At 55.1% G+C, this 16,326-nt stretch carries 19 protein-coding genes; 6 read left to right on the top strand and 13 right to left on the bottom strand.

Annotated elements, in window-relative coordinates:
• Positions 1–7 precede the first annotated feature (7 nt).
• From proW to EXW94_RS21710, 8 genes are all read right to left on the bottom strand, one after another.
• Positions 8–1,078 carry a glycine betaine/L-proline ABC transporter permease ProW gene (gene proW, locus EXW94_RS21745; RefSeq protein WP_108416422.1) on the bottom strand — a complete coding sequence of 357 codons (1,071 nt, stop codon included), beginning with the start codon at positions 1,076–1,078 and terminating at the stop codon, positions 8–10.
• On the bottom strand, positions 1,071–2,273 hold the full coding sequence (gene proV, locus EXW94_RS21740; protein WP_042715648.1) for a glycine betaine/L-proline ABC transporter ATP-binding protein ProV: 1,203 nt from the start codon (positions 2,271–2,273) through the stop codon (positions 1,071–1,073). The genes proW and proV overlap by 8 nt, the downstream gene beginning before the upstream one ends.
• Positions 2,274–2,606: 333 nt before the next feature.
• Positions 2,607–3,566 carry a class 1b ribonucleoside-diphosphate reductase subunit beta gene (gene nrdF / locus EXW94_RS21735; protein ID WP_174340985.1) on the bottom strand — a complete coding sequence of 320 codons (960 nt, stop codon included), beginning with the start codon at positions 3,564–3,566 and terminating at the stop codon, positions 2,607–2,609.
• A gap of 9 nt (positions 3,567–3,575) precedes the next feature.
• Entirely contained in the window at positions 3,576–5,720 is a 2,145-nt protein-coding gene (nrdE, locus tag EXW94_RS21730; protein WP_108416424.1) for a class 1b ribonucleoside-diphosphate reductase subunit alpha, read from the bottom strand.
• The gene (gene nrdI, locus EXW94_RS21725) at positions 5,693–6,103 is read right to left on the bottom strand and encodes a class Ib ribonucleoside-diphosphate reductase assembly flavoprotein NrdI (protein WP_108416425.1); all 411 of its coding nucleotides are present in this window, start codon (positions 6,101–6,103) and stop codon (positions 5,693–5,695) included. The genes nrdE and nrdI overlap by 28 nt, the downstream gene beginning before the upstream one ends.
• Complete coding sequence (gene nrdH, locus EXW94_RS21720; protein WP_010434342.1) at positions 6,100–6,339, bottom strand: glutaredoxin-like protein NrdH; 240 nt, start codon at positions 6,337–6,339, stop codon at positions 6,100–6,102. The genes nrdI and nrdH overlap by 4 nt, the downstream gene beginning before the upstream one ends.
• Positions 6,340–6,581: 242 nt before the next feature.
• Positions 6,582–6,908 carry a DUF883 domain-containing protein gene (locus EXW94_RS21715; protein ID WP_010434339.1) on the bottom strand — a complete coding sequence of 109 codons (327 nt, stop codon included), beginning with the start codon at positions 6,906–6,908 and terminating at the stop codon, positions 6,582–6,584.
• Between the two features lie 56 nt (positions 6,909–6,964).
• Positions 6,965–7,996 (bottom strand): IS630 family transposase, encoded by a 1,032-nt coding sequence (locus tag EXW94_RS21710; RefSeq protein ID WP_174339222.1) that lies wholly within the window; start codon positions 7,994–7,996, stop codon positions 6,965–6,967.
• A gap of 227 nt (positions 7,997–8,223) precedes the next feature.
• On the opposite strand from EXW94_RS21710, the gene EXW94_RS21705 reads away from it, so the two are divergent.
• Positions 8,224–8,568, top strand: coding sequence for a DUF2002 family protein (locus EXW94_RS21705; protein WP_010434335.1), 345 nt, complete (start codon positions 8,224–8,226; stop codon positions 8,566–8,568).
• A gap of 32 nt (positions 8,569–8,600) precedes the next feature.
• Here the strand turns inward: EXW94_RS21705 and alaE are convergent, their stop codons facing one another.
• Complete coding sequence (gene alaE, locus EXW94_RS21700; protein ID WP_148400992.1) at positions 8,601–9,050, bottom strand: L-alanine exporter AlaE; 450 nt, start codon at positions 9,048–9,050, stop codon at positions 8,601–8,603.
• A 492-nt stretch (positions 9,051–9,542) separates the two neighbouring features.
• Between alaE and stpA the strand changes: the two genes are divergently transcribed.
• Positions 9,543–9,947 (top strand): DNA-binding protein StpA, encoded by a 405-nt coding sequence (gene stpA / locus EXW94_RS21695; RefSeq protein WP_148400990.1) that lies wholly within the window; start codon positions 9,543–9,545, stop codon positions 9,945–9,947.
• A 38-nt stretch (positions 9,948–9,985) separates the two neighbouring features.
• Here stpA and EXW94_RS21690 read toward each other — a convergent pair whose 3' ends face one another.
• The 3 genes from EXW94_RS21690 to EXW94_RS21680 form a co-directional block, all read right to left on the bottom strand.
• Positions 9,986–10,165, bottom strand: coding sequence for a hypothetical protein (locus EXW94_RS21690; RefSeq protein WP_010434327.1), 180 nt, complete (start codon positions 10,163–10,165; stop codon positions 9,986–9,988).
• Between the two features lie 78 nt (positions 10,166–10,243).
• Complete coding sequence (locus tag EXW94_RS21685; RefSeq protein ID WP_174340984.1) at positions 10,244–10,765, bottom strand: rhodanese family protein; 522 nt, start codon at positions 10,763–10,765, stop codon at positions 10,244–10,246.
• Between the two features lie 9 nt (positions 10,766–10,774).
• Positions 10,775–11,074 (bottom strand): helix-turn-helix transcriptional regulator, encoded by a 300-nt coding sequence (locus EXW94_RS21680; protein ID WP_089598175.1) that lies wholly within the window; start codon positions 11,072–11,074, stop codon positions 10,775–10,777.
• A 176-nt stretch (positions 11,075–11,250) separates the two neighbouring features.
• Here EXW94_RS21680 and EXW94_RS21675 point away from each other — a divergent pair, with 176 nt between their 5' ends.
• On the top strand, positions 11,251–11,409 hold the full coding sequence (locus EXW94_RS21675; protein ID WP_010434321.1) for a YqaE/Pmp3 family membrane protein: 159 nt from the start codon (positions 11,251–11,253) through the stop codon (positions 11,407–11,409).
• Here the strand turns inward: EXW94_RS21675 and EXW94_RS21670 are convergent.
• Positions 11,406–12,335, bottom strand: a complete 930-nt coding sequence (locus EXW94_RS21670; protein WP_100166249.1) for a LysR substrate-binding domain-containing protein — start codon at positions 12,333–12,335, stop codon at positions 11,406–11,408. The two genes, EXW94_RS21675 and EXW94_RS21670, sit on opposite strands and share 4 nt — an antisense overlap.
• A gap of 320 nt (positions 12,336–12,655) precedes the next feature.
• Here EXW94_RS21670 and EXW94_RS21665 point away from each other — a divergent pair, with 320 nt between their 5' ends.
• The 3 genes from EXW94_RS21665 to EXW94_RS21655 all read left to right on the top strand — a co-directional run bounded on the left by EXW94_RS21665 (position 12,656) and on the right by EXW94_RS21655 (position 16,325).
• Positions 12,656–13,261, top strand: coding sequence for an ankyrin repeat domain-containing protein (locus tag EXW94_RS21665; protein WP_089598173.1), 606 nt, complete (start codon positions 12,656–12,658; stop codon positions 13,259–13,261).
• A gap of 107 nt (positions 13,262–13,368) precedes the next feature.
• Complete coding sequence (fdrA, locus tag EXW94_RS21660; protein ID WP_174340983.1) at positions 13,369–14,910, top strand: acyl-CoA synthetase FdrA; 1,542 nt, start codon at positions 13,369–13,371, stop codon at positions 14,908–14,910.
• Positions 14,910–16,325, top strand: coding sequence for a DUF1116 domain-containing protein (locus tag EXW94_RS21655; RefSeq protein ID WP_174340982.1), 1,416 nt, complete (start codon positions 14,910–14,912; stop codon positions 16,323–16,325). The genes fdrA and EXW94_RS21655 overlap by 1 nt, the downstream gene beginning before the upstream one ends.
• The last annotated feature ends 1 nt before the right edge of the window (position 16,326 follow it).

The following is a 16,326-nucleotide window of genomic DNA, read 5'->3' as shown; positions in this document are numbered from 1 at the left end:
TTGTTCCTTATTTTGACTTCGTGAAAGGGCGGGTGAATAACCCGACGGGGCCGGTGGTATACCAGCGACGGTTGCCGCGACTGCGTGAATCACGACCGACGGCCTGAGTCAGGCGGTCAAGAATAATGGCGAGGATCACAATGCCGACGCCGCCGACGGTCGCCAGCCCCATATCGAGACGGCCAATACCGCGCAGCACCATCTGGCCCAGTCCGCCAACGGCGATCATGGAGGCGATCACCACCATCGACAGGGCCAGCATCAGCGTCTGGTTAACACCTGCCATGATGGTCGGCATCGCCAGCGGAAGCTGAACCTTAAACAGCATCTGACGCGGGCTGGCGCCGAAGGAACGTGAGGCTTCGATCAGATCCGCTGGCACCTGGTTAATCCCCAGAATGGTCAGACGGATAATCGGCGGCAGGGCGAAGATAATGGTCACCACCACCCCCGGCACGTTGCCGATGCCGAACAGCATCACGATCGGCACCAGATAGACGAACGCCGGCGTGGTCTGCATCGCATCCAGCAGCGGACGAATAATCTTCGCGGCCCGCGGGCTGCGCGCCAGCCAGATCCCCATCGGTAAGCCGATGACAACGCAGAAGAGCAGGGCGGTCAGTACCAGTGCCAGGGTGATCATCGCCTGCGACCACGCGCCAATCGCGCCAATGGCAATCAGCGAGATCAGCGTGGCGACCCCCATGCCCGCGCTACCGAACTGCCAGGCGATCAGGGAGAACAGGATAATCGCCACCGGTGCTGGCATGCCCAGCATCAGCTGCTGGAAGCCGTTCAGGATGTAATCCACCGGGACGCGGATCCCCTGGAAGACCGGACGGAAGTGGGTGACCACCCAGTCGATCCCCTCCGTAACCCAGCTGTCCAGCGGGATCAGCGTTTTGTGGAACGGATCCATAATATTGAAGTGTTCTGGCGCAGGCGCGGGTGCGCTGTTCAGCCAGTCTGCCGCACCGCCGCCATCGGTCGGGGCTGGCGTGGAACCCCACGCGTCGGCAGATTGCGCAGCGCTGTCCGCTGCTTCAGTGGTACCCCACGGGTTAGATTGATCAGCCATTGTTTGCCCCCTCGCGATCTAAAGCCTGCAGCAGCATCCGTTTTGAGATGATGCCGACGTACTGTTGTTCCTCACCCACGACCGGTACGGCGCATGGCGCCTGACCCACGTGAGAGAGCAACTCGCTGAGCGGTGTTTCTGCGTCCACGGCGAGCGGAGCGTCAATTAACGCCGCATCGATCCCCTGGTTCTCAGTGAGAGCCGTTTTCAGGGAGTCGATGGAGACAACGCCGACAAATTTATTGCCGCGTTCAACCAGATAACCGTATTCACGGTCTTCATCCTGCAGCAGCTTCAGCGCCGAGCGCGGGCCGAAGCCTGGCGTTTTACGGATAATGCCGTTCGGGGTTCGACGGGCAATATCTTTGGCGCTAAACACCTGGCTAATATCCACGCCGCGGAAGAAGGTGCGGACATAATCATTCGCCGGATTATTGAGAATTTCATCCGGTGTTCCCACCTGCACGACTTCACCGTTTTGCATAATGGCAATACGGTCGCCAATACGCATGGCTTCATCGAGGTCGTGGGAAATAAAGACGATGGTACGTTGATGTTTAGCCTGTAATTTTACCAGCTCATCCTGCATCTCGGTGCGAATTAACGGATCGAGCGCCGAGAAGGCTTCATCCATTAATAATATGTCTGGATTAATGGCTAACGCGCGGGCTAATCCTACACGCTGACGCATACCGCCGGAAAGTTCATCCGGATACGCGTGGGCATAATTTTCCAGCCCAACCTGACGCAGTGCATCAAGGGCTTTTTCCTGCCGTTCCTGAGCGGGCGTACCGGCTAATTCCATGCCGAAGGCGGCATTATCCAGCACCGTCAAATGCGGCATTAGCGCGAATGACTGAAACACCATCGCAATCTTCTTTCTGCGCACCTCGCGAAGCTCTGCGTCTGATATTCTGGCGATATCCACGCCGTCAATCAGCACCTGCCCGCGGGTGGGTTCAATCAGGCGATTGAGAAGGCGAACCATAGTGGATTTACCCGAACCGGATAACCCCATGATGACAAAAATCTCGCCTTCTTCAATGGCCAGACTGGCGTTTTTAACGCCAAGCGATAGCCCGGTTTTTTCCAGAATTTGCTCTTTCGAAAGGCCTTTCTCAATATATTTGAATGCGCGCTGCGGATGCTCGCCAAATACTTTATAAAGATTTTTCACTTCTAATTTAATTGCCATGCAATAGAGAGTGTCCTGTTATTAGTTTATGTCGATATGATTACCATGGTAAATTGTTAACGGGCATAACCCTAACATACTGAGAATCTGAGACAACCCTGAGGTGGCCTGAAGTCGGAATTTTGACGCAAGCGAAACGGCTGAATTTCCCATGAGTAAAGGGCTGAGGGCTTTTTGAATTTTTCTCAATTTTTTGCTGCTGCGTCGGGAAATTTCGCCTGAATCGGTGTGATTCAGGCGAATATGACGGGGAAATTACAGTGTAGTGCCTGGTGAAATATTGGTATGGAAATAATGAGATTTATATTTATTTAATGAACGTTAATTCGTACATTAAAAATCCCAGTCCTCATCTTTCGTCTCCACCGCTTTGCCCATCACGTACGACGAGCCAGACCCGGAGAAGAAGTCGTGGTTTTCGTCGGCGTTAGGCGATAGCGCTGCCAGAATCGCCGGGTTCACCTCCGCCATTTCCGGCGGGAACAGCGCCTCGTAGCCCAGGTTCATCAGCGCTTTGTTGGCGTTGTAGCAGAGGAACGCCTTCACGTCGTCCTCCCAGCCCGTTCCGGCGTACAGCTCTTCGGTATAGCTCAACTCGTTGTCGTACAGATCCATCAGCAAATCGAGGGCAAAATCGTTGAGTTCCTCGCGTTTCTCCGGACTGACTTTCTCCAGCCCTTTCTGATACTTATAGCCGATGTAATACCCGTGCACCGCTTCATCACGAATGATGAGGCGGATCAGGTCGGCGGTGTTGGTGAGCTTGCCCCGGCTCGACCAGTACATCGGCAGCCAGAAGCCGGAATAGAAGAGGAAAGATTCCAGGAACACGCTGGCGATCTTCTTCTTCAGCGGCTCGTCGGCGCGGTAATACTCCAGCACCAGCTCCGCCTTGCGCTGCAATGACGCGCTCTCTTCGCTCCAGGTATAGGCCGCGTCCACGTCTTTGGTCTGGCACAGGGTGGAGAAAATCGAGCTGTAGGAGCGGGCATGTACCGCTTCCATAAAGCTGATGTTCGACATCACCGCCTCCTCGTGCGGCGTCAGCGCGTCGCTCATCAGCGCTGGCGCACCGACGGTATTCTGAATGGTGTCCAGCAGCGTCAGGCCGGTAAAGACGCGGATCGTCAGCTGCTGCTCGGCGTGGCTCAGCGTTTGCCAGGCCGGAATATCGTTCGAAAGCGGCACCTTTTCCGGCAGCCAGAAGTTGCTGGTCAGGCGGTTCCATACCTCCAGGTCTTTATCGTCCTGGATTTTGTTCCAGTTAACGGCACTCACGCGTGACAGTTTCATCCTTTCTCCTTACAGCGCGCAGGACACGCAGCCTTCGATTTCGGTGCCTTCCAGCGCAAGCTGGCGCAGGCGAATGTAGTAGAGCGTTTTGATGCCTTTCTTCCAGGCATAGATCTGCGCCCTGTTGATATCCCGCGTGGTGGCGGTGTCCGGGAAGAACAGCGTCAGCGACAGCCCCTGATCCACGTGCTTCGTCGCCTCGGCGTAGGTATCGATGATTTTTTCCGGGCCGATCTCATACGCGTCCTGATAGAGCGCCAGGTTCTCGTTGGTCATAAACGGGGCAGGGTAGTAAACGCGCCCGGTTTTGCCTTCTTTACGAATTTCAATTTTCGACACGATGGGATGAATGCTCGACGTGGCGTGGTTGATGTAGGAAATCGATCCGGTCGGCGGCACCGCCTGCAGGTTCTGGTTATAAATGCCGTAGCGCATCACCTCGTCACGCAGCTGCTGCCACATCTCGCGCGTCGGCAGAACGATCCCCGCACGGGCAAACAATTCGCGCACTTTTTCGGTTTTCGGCTGCCAGTCGCCTTCAAGGTATTGGCTGAAATACTCTCCGCTCGCGTAGCGCGACTGCTCAAAGCCCGCGAAGCGCTGGTCGCGCTCGCGCGCCAGCATCATCGAGGTGTGCAGCGCGTGCCAGGTGACGGTGTAGAAATAGAGGTTGGTGAAATCCAGCCCCTCCGGACTGCCGTAGGCGATGCCTTCCCGCGCCAGATACCCGTGCAGGTTCATCTGCCCCAGGCCGATGGCGTGGGACGCGGCGTTGCCCGCTTCAATAGACGGCACGCTACGGATGTGGCTCATGTCGGACACCGCCGTCAGCCCGCGAATGGCGGTCTCCACCGTGCGGCCAAAGTCTGGGGAATCCATGGTGTGGGCAATATTCAGCGAGCCGAGGTTGCAGGAGATATCTTTCCCGATGTCCGCGTAGTCCAGATTTTCGTCGTAGGTGGAGGCGCTGTTGACCTGCAAAATCTCCGAGCACAGGTTGCTCATGTTGATGCGCCCGGCAATCGGGTTCGCGCGGTTCACCGTGTCCTCGTACATGATGTAGGGATAGCCGGACTCAAACTGGATTTCCGCAAGCCGCTGGAAGAAATCACGGGCGTTGATGTACTTTTTACGGATGCGATCGTCGGCCACCAGCTCGTCGTAGAGGTCGTTTATTGCCACGTCGCCAAAGGCTTTGCCGTAAATACGCTCAATGTCATACGGCGAGAAGAGCGCCATCTCGGCATTCTCTTTGGCGAGCCGGAAAGTGATATCCGGGATCGTCACGCCGAGCGACAGGGTTTTGATGCGGATTTTTTCATCGGCGTTTTCGCGCTTGGTATCCAGAAAGCGCAGAATATCAGGGTGGTGCGCATGCAGGTAAACCGCGCCCGCGCCCTGACGCGCGCCGAGCTGGTTGGCATAGGAGAAGGCATCTTCCAGCATCTTCATTACCGGGATAACCCCGGAGGACTGGTTTTCGATGCGCTTGATCGGCGCGCCCGCTTCGCGCAGGTTCGAGAGCAGAAACGCCACGCCGCCGCCGCGTTTAGAGAGCTGCAGCGCCGAGTTCACCGCTCGGCCAATCGACTCCATATTGTCTTCGATGCGCAGCAGGAAACAGGAGACCAGCTCGCCGCGCTGGGCCTTGCCGCAGTTGAGGAAGGTCGGCGTGGCGGGCTGGAAGCGGCCGGAGAGGATCTCCTCCATCAAGCGTTCAGCCTGCGCTTCATCCCCTTGCGCCAGGGTTAACGCCACCATCACGGTGCGATCTTCAAAGCTCTCTAAGTAGCGTTTGCCGTCAAAGGTCTTCAGGGTATAGCTGGTGTAGTACTTCCACGCGCCAAGAAACGTCTGGAAACGAAAACCGCTGGCATGCGCGCGTTCAAACAGCTTCACCACAAAGGTACGGTCGTAGCGGGTCAGCACGCGTTCTTCGTAGTAGCCTTCTTTAACCAGATAGTCGAGACGCTCATGCTGGCTGCCAAACGTCACCGTGTTAGGCCGAACGTGGGCGGCAAAAAAGGCGTCCACCGCTTCATGGTCTTTACCAAACTGGATGCGCCCCTCGCGGTCATAGAGGTTGAGCATCGCATTTAATGCGTGGTAATCAGGCGTTGCCTGCATTACGCGTTCTGCGGTTGTCGTTGCCAAAATTCGTTCACTCCTTTACGCACGTTTTCTACGTCCTGCTGTGTCCCCATCAGTTCGAAGCGATAGAGATACGGCACGCCGCATTTTTGAGAGATGACATCCCCGGCGCGGCCAAAGGCATCGCCGAAATTACGATTCCCCGCCGCGATCACGCCTCGGATTAGCCCGCGGTTATGGGGATCGTTGAGAAAGCGGATCACCTGACGGGGAACCGCCCCCGCCGTACCCCCGCCGCCATAGCTGGGCACCACCAGAATGTAAGGTTCGTCTACCTGAATTCGCTCCCGCTCGTTAAGCGGGATGCGGGTCGCAGGCAGCCCGAGGCGCTCGATAAAGCGGAGCGTGTTTTCCGAGCTGCTGGAGAAGAAAACCAGCCCACTCATGCACGGGCGGCCTGAGCGGCGAGGCGGTTGATCATGTCCGGGCGAAAGCCAGACCAGCTGGTCTCTCCGGCAACGACCACCGGAAGCTGCCGGAAACCTTGCGCGCGCAGGGTATCGGCGGCATCGGGCACCAGGTCGATATTCACCATCTCAAACGCGACGCCGCGGCTCTCCATTGCACGTTTAGTTGCGTGGCACTGAACACAATCGTTACGAGTGTAAATAATAATGCTCATGATTCGTATTTCCATTTAGAATTAGAAAACGGCGCGATTGAACGCGTCGGGTTGTGTCTCTGCTGCTAAAGGAATACTAGATGTAGTTATGATAATTATCAACCATACAAGATATGGGAATTTTAGATTGATAATGCCCGGGTGATGAGCACAACGGGGCAGGGCGTGCTGTACGGGTTTTACAGGCGTTCGGACAAAGAAAAGCCCCGGCGCCTGAGGCAACCGGGGCTGATAAGTCGTGTTTACTTACGCAGGCTGAGCAGGGCACCAACAAAAATACCGACGGCGGCAACCGTACCCAGTGCACAAAGCGGTTTTTCACGGACGAAGGTATTAGCACAGCTCACCGCGTCGCAGGCCGCCTGCGTAGCGCGAGAACGACCATGCATCCGGGCACGGGTTTCACGCAACAGAGACTGAGCCTTACGTTTTGCGGCATCTGCTTCATCCTTCGCGTCACTTCCCCAGGACTTCAGCACTTCCTCTAGCGTGTCCGCTAATTGGCTGACATCATTACGAATATCTTGCGCATCATCATTAATATCGTTTCGGTTCGGTCTGTTAAACATAGGATCCTCCATAATTTTGCGTTCCCGTTTAGTCTAAATAGCTGCGCCTAATACCGCTACACTTTTTCCAGTCCATGCTGTCCTCCCGGGAAGGGACTGACGGTTTCCATAAAATGACGAACCTTTTTCAGTAGCTGCCACATTGAACGGCACTGATGATTACGCGTTATCGTGTCATGCAGCGCCTGCCATAACCGCTCAACATGGTTTACCCACGGTGAGTAAACTGGCTGATAAATCACTCTGAACTTCGGGTTCCCTTTCAGCCACCGCTGTGTTTCATGGCTTTTATGGATAATGTAGTTATCCACGATGAGCGTGATGGTTTTTGCCCGTCGATATGTGCCTTTCAGGTGCTTCAGCAGGCTGATGAAGAGTGCCGAACTCTTGCTGTTTCCACCCACATAGCTGACTTTGCCCGTGCCGCTGTGCAGCGCTCCGGCCAGATAGTATTTTTCATTCTGCCCCGGCGTTATCACGCGTTTCTGTTGTCCACGCAACTGCCAGTCTGCACCGATTTTGGGATTAAGGTGGATATCCACTTCATCCTCATAAAAGACCGGGTGTTCTGCGCTGCATTCGTCCAGTGCTTTATGGATTGCCGCCATCTTTTCGTCCTTATGCGGATCGCGGATACGCAACGTTGGCGCAGCCCTGCGCCATACCAGTCCGGCAGAGGGCAACCAGCGACGCACAGTGCCTGCATGCAACTGACACCCGGTTATCTCATTGATTTTTATTGTCAGTAATTCGGTGCTCCAGCGTGAACGTTGATAACCAAAATCGCCGGGAGAGTGCTTTATCAGTTCACGTAACAAGGTGCAAATATGCTCAAAAGGCCAGCGTCGGGAGCGTCCTGCCGGTAAGGATTTGAGGCCTTCCACACCCGATAACGTGAACCAGTTAATCCAGCGCCCAACAGATGAACGGGCGCAACAGAGCGTTCTGGCAACGCAACTAACACTGTTACCCCGGTGCAGCATCAGCATAGCGGTGAGTCTGCGGGCATAATTTTTATCGCGTGTTTTATGGATAGCTTTTTGCATCAGGCGGCGTTCGTCGCGGGGTATTGGTGCTATGATCGGCATCGCTCAGTCCGGTTGGTGATTTGTTTTGATTTGGCGATTGATCAGATCGCACAATTCGGGCTGAGTTCCCTTTAAGTGATCTACTATTCGGCGCAGCTATTTAGTTCAGAAATTTAATATCTGAAGCGAGTCACGGCTTATTGAACAGTTTATGGAATATTCTGAAAGCCCTGCTAATGCTGAATACTGTAAGGTTGCCGGGCAGGAAAAGATAACGAGGAAGAGATATGTATTTACGACCCGATGAGGTGGCGCGCGTTCTTGAAAAAGAGGGATTCACCATGGATGAGGTGACATCTAAAGCGTATGGATATCGCCGTGGCGAGAATTATGTTTACGTAAACCGTGAAGCGAGAATGGGGCGCACCGCTCTCATTATTCACCCGACCCTGAAAGACAGAAGTTTGTCCTTTGCTGAGCCTGCCTCGGATATTAAAACCTGCGATCATTATCAGCAATTTCCGCTCTATTTAGGCGGTGAGACGCATGAGCATTATGGTATTCCGCACGGTTTCAGTTCACGGATGGCGCTGGAGCGTTTTCTGAAGGGACTGTTTGGCGACATTCAGTAAGTCTGCGACTGGCATGAGCCAGTCGCCCCACCTCATGCTTTTGCCTGGCTGTACTGGCTGACTTTAAACAGACGGCGGCAGTAGTCGAGAAAGTAGCCGTAGACCGCACCCATTAACATCGAAACCACGATATTTGAGCTGACCGCCGCCGCGATTTGATGCCAGTCTGCGCCCACGGTCAGCAGAATAGCCACATAAACCGGTGACTGGAATGTGACATACGCCAGCACATCGGCCAGATTTTTAATCCAACCTGCCGGGCTCATGCGACGGGCAAAGCGCATAATCGCATCGCGATATAATCCGTAAGGCCAGGCAATAACGATGTTGACCGGGATGGCCACCAGACGAGATGAAAGTGACTGCTCAAAGGTCATTCCAGAGAGGAAAATTTCAATCAGCATGTTGACGACGGAACAGTAAACGACCATCGCGAAGGTATCCGCTACCGCATGGCGCAGGCGTGATTGCGGTGAGAACATGTCTGAACTCCTTGAGAAGCACAAAAGGTGATGTTTTAACGGTAAATCTTAGTGATTTAGATTGGTTTGTTTGACGTGTATAGCGTATCTCTCTGGCTTTAAACTAACAACTAGTGATAAATTTTTATTTGTTGGCGTTTTTTCCACAAAATGCTCTAAATTTGTCTGTTTTTTGCTCGCTTCGTTATTTTCTCTCCTTGATGTAGATTTGTTGTTATAAATCAATTGGTTATATGGAATCCTTTCAGGGGTCGTTACCGCGTCTTTGAAAGCAGCGTGATATTCTGCGATTTGGCTTAAAGGTAACCGTATATATTGATGCGGCAATTAATTCCCGAGACGCATCCGGTTTTCTCGGCAGATATATAAATTATTTATTTTAAAATATTTACAAAATTGTTCTGTCGCGCTGATGGGTAGATATTGCGTTTAAAATGAATTATTCTGTCGGCTGATTTCCGGTTTACTCCAAAGAAAAGGTTTTTAATTATTATGTCTTTGACGTTACAGAATCTTAATAATATCCGTACGCTGCGTGCAATGGCACGTGAATTATCCGTCGACATTCTTGAAGAAATGCTGGAGAAGGTCAGGATCGTTGTTGAAGAAAAACAACACGAGCAGTCGGAATTCGAGCAGCAACGTGCAGAGCAGCAGGATAAAATTAATGCGTTGCTGGAACGGATGAAAGCCGACGGTATTTCACCTTCCGATCTGCTCGGTACTGAACGCGTGCAGGCGGGCAAACCGGCGAAAAAACGCAAAGTGCGTGAAGCGAAATATCGCTTTATCGATGTGAATGGCGAAGAGAAAACGTGGACCGGCCAGGGCCGCACGCCAAAGGCGATTGCCAATGCGCTGGCAAACGGTAAAACACTGGATGATTTTCTGATTTAAGTTTTGAGCCGGGCGGACGTATCCGCCCGGTTTTACAATCAGCAGACGCCAAAATCACCGGCTTCGGTATATAACGTCACCTCTGCGGCTTTCAGGGTAAATGTCTCGCCCTGTTCATTGCTGGCCTGCACGACCACAATGCTGTCGTCCTTCACGTCGAGCACTTTCAGTTTTGGACCGCCCTGACGCGGCTGCACATAATCACCAACAGAAAACATAGTACCTCCTCTCATTTAGCGATCTTCACCTTAGCCCACGTCGTGCAAAGGGTACAGCATTAAACGGTCTGGTACTGCTTACGAGGTACGACGGTTCCACGGCATGATCTTCAGCAGCCGCGCCATGCCGCAAAAACCGGTCAGACCGGCAAACAGCAGGCCCGCCCCCACAAAACCACTCAGCAGGAAAAAGCCGCCTGAGAGCGTGTAGCCCAGCACCACGCCGAGCAGGATCAGCAGCCCCGCTGCAATTTGTACCTGCCGCATCAGGGGCAGAGGCTGTGATTTATCTTCGACGGTCAGCAGCCCTGCCTGTTTCCAGCCCTGAATGCCACCTTCAATGACGTATGCCCGCGCGGGAGAGGCCGCCTGTACCAGACGCGCGGCGTTGTTCGACGTTCTCGCACCGGACTGACAGTGGAAAATCACCGTTTCCCCTGCATGAGCCTGAAGTGCGCCGGGTAAGGAATCCAGCGGGACGGAGTGGGCGAGGGCAATATGCTCGCGGGCATATTCATCGGTATCGCGAATATCAATCAGTTTAGCGCCCTCAGCAATAAGCGCAGTTGCCTGCTGTGGCGTAATCAGAGGAAGAGGCATGGCGGCTCCTTACGGGCAATAGAGGTGTTTGAGGGTGCTGATAATCTGGTATACAGCGTCATTCTTAATGGCGTAGAGAATGCGCTGGGCATCCCGCGTACTGCCGATCAGGCCTTCCTCGCGCATGCGTGCAAGATGTTGGGACGTGGCGGACGCGCTCAGCCCCGTCGCGCGCGCCAGATCGCCCGCGCTGGTATTCGGTGAGCCGCAAAGTGTGCAGAGGATCAGTAGCCTGTGCGGGTTGCTCATCGCTTTCATCAGTGCTGCGGCCTGCTCAGCGCTGGCCTGAAGCTGTTCAAGTTCAGTCATGGTATTTTAGGGTTTACTTAATTAAGTAAATACTAAAGTAAAGGTGAGCGTTAAGCCAGTGTCAAAATCGTAAAAGAGGGTAAAAGAACGGCGGGGTAATGGCACAGCCGGGTAAACTGGCTACGCTTAGAGAGTGTTCTCTTTTTATTCAATTAGTTAGCTTGCACGGAGTCATTATGGGTTTTTGGCGCGTTGTTTTTACGATTATTCTCCCGCCGTTGGGGGTGCTGCTTGGTAAAGGATTTGGCTGGGCATTTATTCTGAATATCCTGCTGACCATTCTGGGCTACTTCCCCGGCCTTATCCACGCGTTCTGGGTGCAAACCAAAAGCTAAGCACGCCAGAGTAAATCGCTGTAGATCCCGGTCAGTACACCTTCTGGACCAAACTGCTGTTTGATCCAGCGCGTCACCTGACCGGTCGCGGCATGCTGCGTGGCGAGCAGCATGCGCGAATCCTGGCGCGGGTTGTTAATGCGTCGCGTCGCCAGGAGTCCATCCTCCACCGCCTCTCTCGCCATGTATTCCGGCAAAAAGCCAATCCCTTCCCCCAGGATCTGACACTGGCATTTGGTGTTGAAATCCGGCACCAGAATCGCCTCCTGACCGTGCAGCAGCCAGCCAACCTTTTTGTTAATGGTATGCGCGGTATCTTCCACCATGATGTTCGGATACAGGCGCAGCTGGCTCTCCGCTATCGGTTCGGGAACAAAGGCGAGCGGATGTTCCGGCGCGATGGCAAAGACCCAGCGAATAGCGCCAATTTCGGTGTAATCGATCCCGCCGCCGTCGAGCAGCGTGTCCGGTGCGCCAATCGCGATATTGGCCTGGTTGTTGATAATAGAATCCCAGACACCGTTGTAGACCTCGGTAGTGACGGTGATCTGACAGGTCGGAAACTGTTTTTTCAGCACCTGCAGCAGCCTGGCGGTGTGGCGCGGCGTATACAACAGCTGATTAATACAGATGCGCACCCTCGCCTCAATGCCCTGCGAAATGGTATCAATCCCGCGCTTGATGGCATGGAAGTCGTTTAGCAGGTCGGTGGCCTTGCGGTAAAAGTAAAAGCCGGACTCGGTCAGTTCGATGCTGCGCGTGTTGCGCACAAACAGCACTACGTCCAGCCCGGTCTCCATGCGCTTAATGGTGTAACTGATGGCGGAGGTCGTCACGCCCAGTTCGGCGGCGGCTTTGCTGAAGCTGCCAAAGCGCGCCGCGGTGGTGAAGGCCAGCAGGTTCTCTTCGGTAAAGATGGAATTCATATCTCACTCCCGTCAGCCATCAGTTTTGAACATATTTTAACAACGATGTTACAACGCATTTGAAGCCGGTCACAGTTCTGACTATTTGCTGCAGGCCGCACTCGGTAAGGCTTCGTCAGGCATAAGCATAATGCAGCTTCGCGCGCTAAAACGCGGTTAAACATAAGAAAAAGGTTGCACAGACGCACGTTTTAACCGGTTTATTGAATTTAACTCAACAATGAATTGACTGTCGATGAATCATTTTTAAGCGGATTCTTTTATGACCAGGCTGTTGCTATTCTCAGGTCAACAGAAATAAAAAACATCGGAGTCTGAATATGTCTGAAACTGAACTCGTTACTGAATTTCTGCTGGCGGCAGAAGAGGGCAATAGCGATGCGCTAAAAGCCTGTCTGGAGAAAGGCGTGGATATTAACGCCACCAACCGTCAGAAAAGAACCGCGGTTATTATTGCCAGCCTGAAAAAGCATTATTCCTGCGTGGAGCTATTAATTGCCGCCGGTGCGGATATTGATAAACAGGACCAGACCTGCTTTAACCCCTTCCTGATTAGCTGCCTGACCAACGATATTACCTTGCTGCGCCTTGTGCTTCCGGCAAACCCGGATCTTGACCGCCTGACGCGCTTTGGCGGCGTGGGCATTACCCCTGCCAGTGAAAAAGGGCACGTGGAGATCGTGCGCGAGCTGCTGGAAAAAACGGATATCAACGTCAACCACACCAATTTTGTCGGCTGGACGCCGCTGCTGGAAGCGATCGTGCTTAACGACGGCGGCGCGAAGCAGCAGGAGATCGTCAAGCTGCTGCTGGATCACGGCGCGAACCCGCACATGACCGACAAATATGGCAAAACCCCGCTCGAGCTGGCGCGGGAAAAAGGCTTCGATGCGATAGCCGAGCTGCTGCTGGCGGCAGGCGCATAACGCATTCGGCCAGCCTTTTCCGGCTGGCCGTTAATTCAAAAGTATTTTTAACCGACGTGCATTTTGCACGACGGCGGCCCCCTTTTATCCGCTTTCAGGAGAAAATAATGCCAACGAAAATCGTGATTAAAAAGAATACCTATTTTGACTCCGTATCATTAATGTCCGTTTCCACCAAAGCCAATAAATTGCCGGGCGTCGAGCAGGCGTTTGTGGCTATGGCAACGGAAATGAACAAAGGCGTATTAAAAAACCTCGGGCTATTAACGCCAGAATTAGCCGAAGCCAAAAACGGCGACCTGATGATCGTGATTAAAGGCGACGCGGCGAATGATGAAACGCTGGCGGCCATCGAAGCGCTGTTCACCCGTAAAGAGAGCGCAGGCTCCCATGAAGCGCGCTACGCCACGATTGCCAGCGCCAAAACCCATCGTCCTGACGCAAACCTTGCGGTGATTTCCGTCAACGGTACCTTCGCCGCCCGCGAAGCGCGCCAGGCGCTGGAAAACGATCTTAACGTGATGCTCTTTTCCGATAACGTGTCGCTCGACGACGAGCTGGCGCTGAAGCAGCTCGCGCACCAGAAAGGGCTGCTGATGATGGGGCCGGACTGCGGCACCGCCATCATCAACGGCGCGGGACTGTGCTTTGCTAACGCGGTGCGCCGCGGCTCGATTGGCATCGTCGGCGCTTCCGGCACCGGCAGCCAGGAGCTGAGCGTGCGCATTCACGAATTCGGCGGCGGTGTGTCGCAGTTGATTGGCACCGGCGGGCGCGATCTCAGCGAGAAAATTGGCGGCCTGATGATGCTCGACGCCATCGACATGCTGGAAGCCGACGAGGGCACTCAGGTAATTGCACTCATCTCCAAGCCACCGGCCCCTGCGGTGGCGGAGAAAGTGCTGGCTCGCGCCCGCGCCTGCCGCAAGCCTGTGGTTGTTTGCTTCCTCGGCCGCAGCGAACCGCCCGCCGATGAAGATGGCCTGCAGTTTGCGCGCGGCACCAAAGAGGCGGCTCTGAAGGCAGTCCTGCTTACCGGCATCAAAAAAGAGTCCCTGGACCTGCATCCGCTCAACTGGCCTTTGATTGAAGAGGTGCGCGCCCGCCTGACCCCGCAGCAGAAGTACATTCGCGGCCTGTTCTGCGGCGGCACCCTGTGCGACGAGGCGATGTTTGCGGCGCTTGCGAAATTCGACGACGTCTACAGCAACATCCAGCCGGATCCGGCCAGGCGCCTGAGTGACATCAGCGTCAGTAAAGCCCACACCTTCCTCGACTTTGGCGACGACGACTTCACCAACGGCAAGCCGCACCCGATGATCGACCCGACCAACCGCATCAGCCGCCTGCTGCAGGAGGCGCGCGATCCAGAGGTGGGCGTCATCGTGATGGACTTCGTGCTGGGCTTCGGCGCACATGAGGATCCGGTGGGGGTGATGCTTGATGCCATTAAGGAGGCGCAGGCCATCGCGAAGGCGGATAACCGTCCACTGGAAATTCTCGGCTACGTGCTCGGTACCGACCAGGATCCGCAGTCGCTGGCGCAGCAGTGCCAGCTGCTGACCGACGCTGGCGTTATATGGGCCAGCAGCAGTACCAACACCGGATTACTGGCACGCGAATTTGTCTGCAAAGGGGAGAAAGCATAATGACGACCTTATTCAACCAGCCGCTGAACGTCATTAACGTCGGCATTGCGATGTTCAGCGATGACCTCAAAAAACAACACGTTCCCGTCACCCAGCTCGACTGGACGCCGCCGGGGCAGGGCAATATGCAGGTCGTTGAGGCGCTCGACCAGCTGGCCGAAAAACCGCTGGCGGAGAAAATCGCCGCCGCCAACAAGCTTGCGCTTGAGCGCATTATTCAGTCCCATCCGGTGCTGGTGGGCTATGACCAGGCCATTAACGTTGTGCCGGGCATGACCCGCACCACCATTCTGCACGCCGGTCCGCCCGTCGCCTGGGAAAACATGTGCGGGGCGATGAAGGGTGCGGTCACCGGGGCGCTGGTGTTTGAAGGGCTGGCGAAAGATCTGGACGATGCGGCAAGGCTCGCCGCCTCCGGAGATATTACGTTCTCGCCGTGCCACGAGCACGACTGCGTGGGCTCGATGGCGGGCGTCACCTCCGCGTCGATGTTTATGCACATCGTTGAAAACAAAACCTACGGCAACCGCGCGTTCACCAACCTCAGCGAGCAGATGGCGAAGATCCTGCGCATGGGGGCCAACGACCAGAGCGTCATCGACCGCCTGATCTGGATGCGCGACGTGCTCGGCCCGATGCTGCGCGACGCGATGAAGATTATCGGCGAAATCGACCTGCGCCTGATGCTGGCGCAGGCGCTGCACATGGGCGACGAGTGCCACAACCGCAACAACGCGGGCACCACGCTGCTGATCCAGGCGCTGACGCCGGGGCTGATTCAGGCGGGCTATCCGGTGGAGCAGCAGCGCGAGGTATTTGAGTTTGTCGCCAGCAGCGACTACTTCTCCGGCCCGACGTGGATGGCGATGTGTAAGGCCGCGCTGGACGCCGCTCACGGCATTGAGTACAGCACCGTCGTCACCACCATGGCGCGCAACGGCTACGAGTTCGGCCTGCGCGTTTCCGGCCTGCCGGGGCAGTGGTTCACCGGCCCGGCGCAGCAGGTGATCGGTCCGATGTTCGCGGGCTATAAGCCGGAAGACTCCGGGCTGGACATCGGCGACAGCGCCATCACCGAAACCTACGGCATTGGCGGCTTTGCGATGGCGACGGCCCCGGCGATTGTCGCGCTGGTGGGCGGGACGGTGGACGAAGCCATCGACTTCTCCCGCCAGATGCGCGAAATCACCCTCGGCGAAAACCCGAACGTCACCATTCCGCTGCTCTCGTTTATGGGCATCCCAACCGCCATCGACATCACTAAAGTCGCGGGCAGCGGCATTCTGCCGGTGATTAACACCGCCATTGCCCATAAAGATGCGGGCATCGGCATGATTGGGGCGGGCATCGTTCACCCGCCGTTTAGCTGTTTTGAAAAGGCGCTGTTGACCTTCCGCGATCGCTACTTTTTATAAG

The sequence above is a fragment of the Enterobacter sp. JMULE2 genome (assembly GCF_013337145.1).
GTDB classification, from domain to species: Bacteria; Pseudomonadota; Gammaproteobacteria; order Enterobacterales; family Enterobacteriaceae; genus Enterobacter; species Enterobacter mori.
This window is presented reverse-complemented; position numbering and strand designations above follow the sequence as displayed.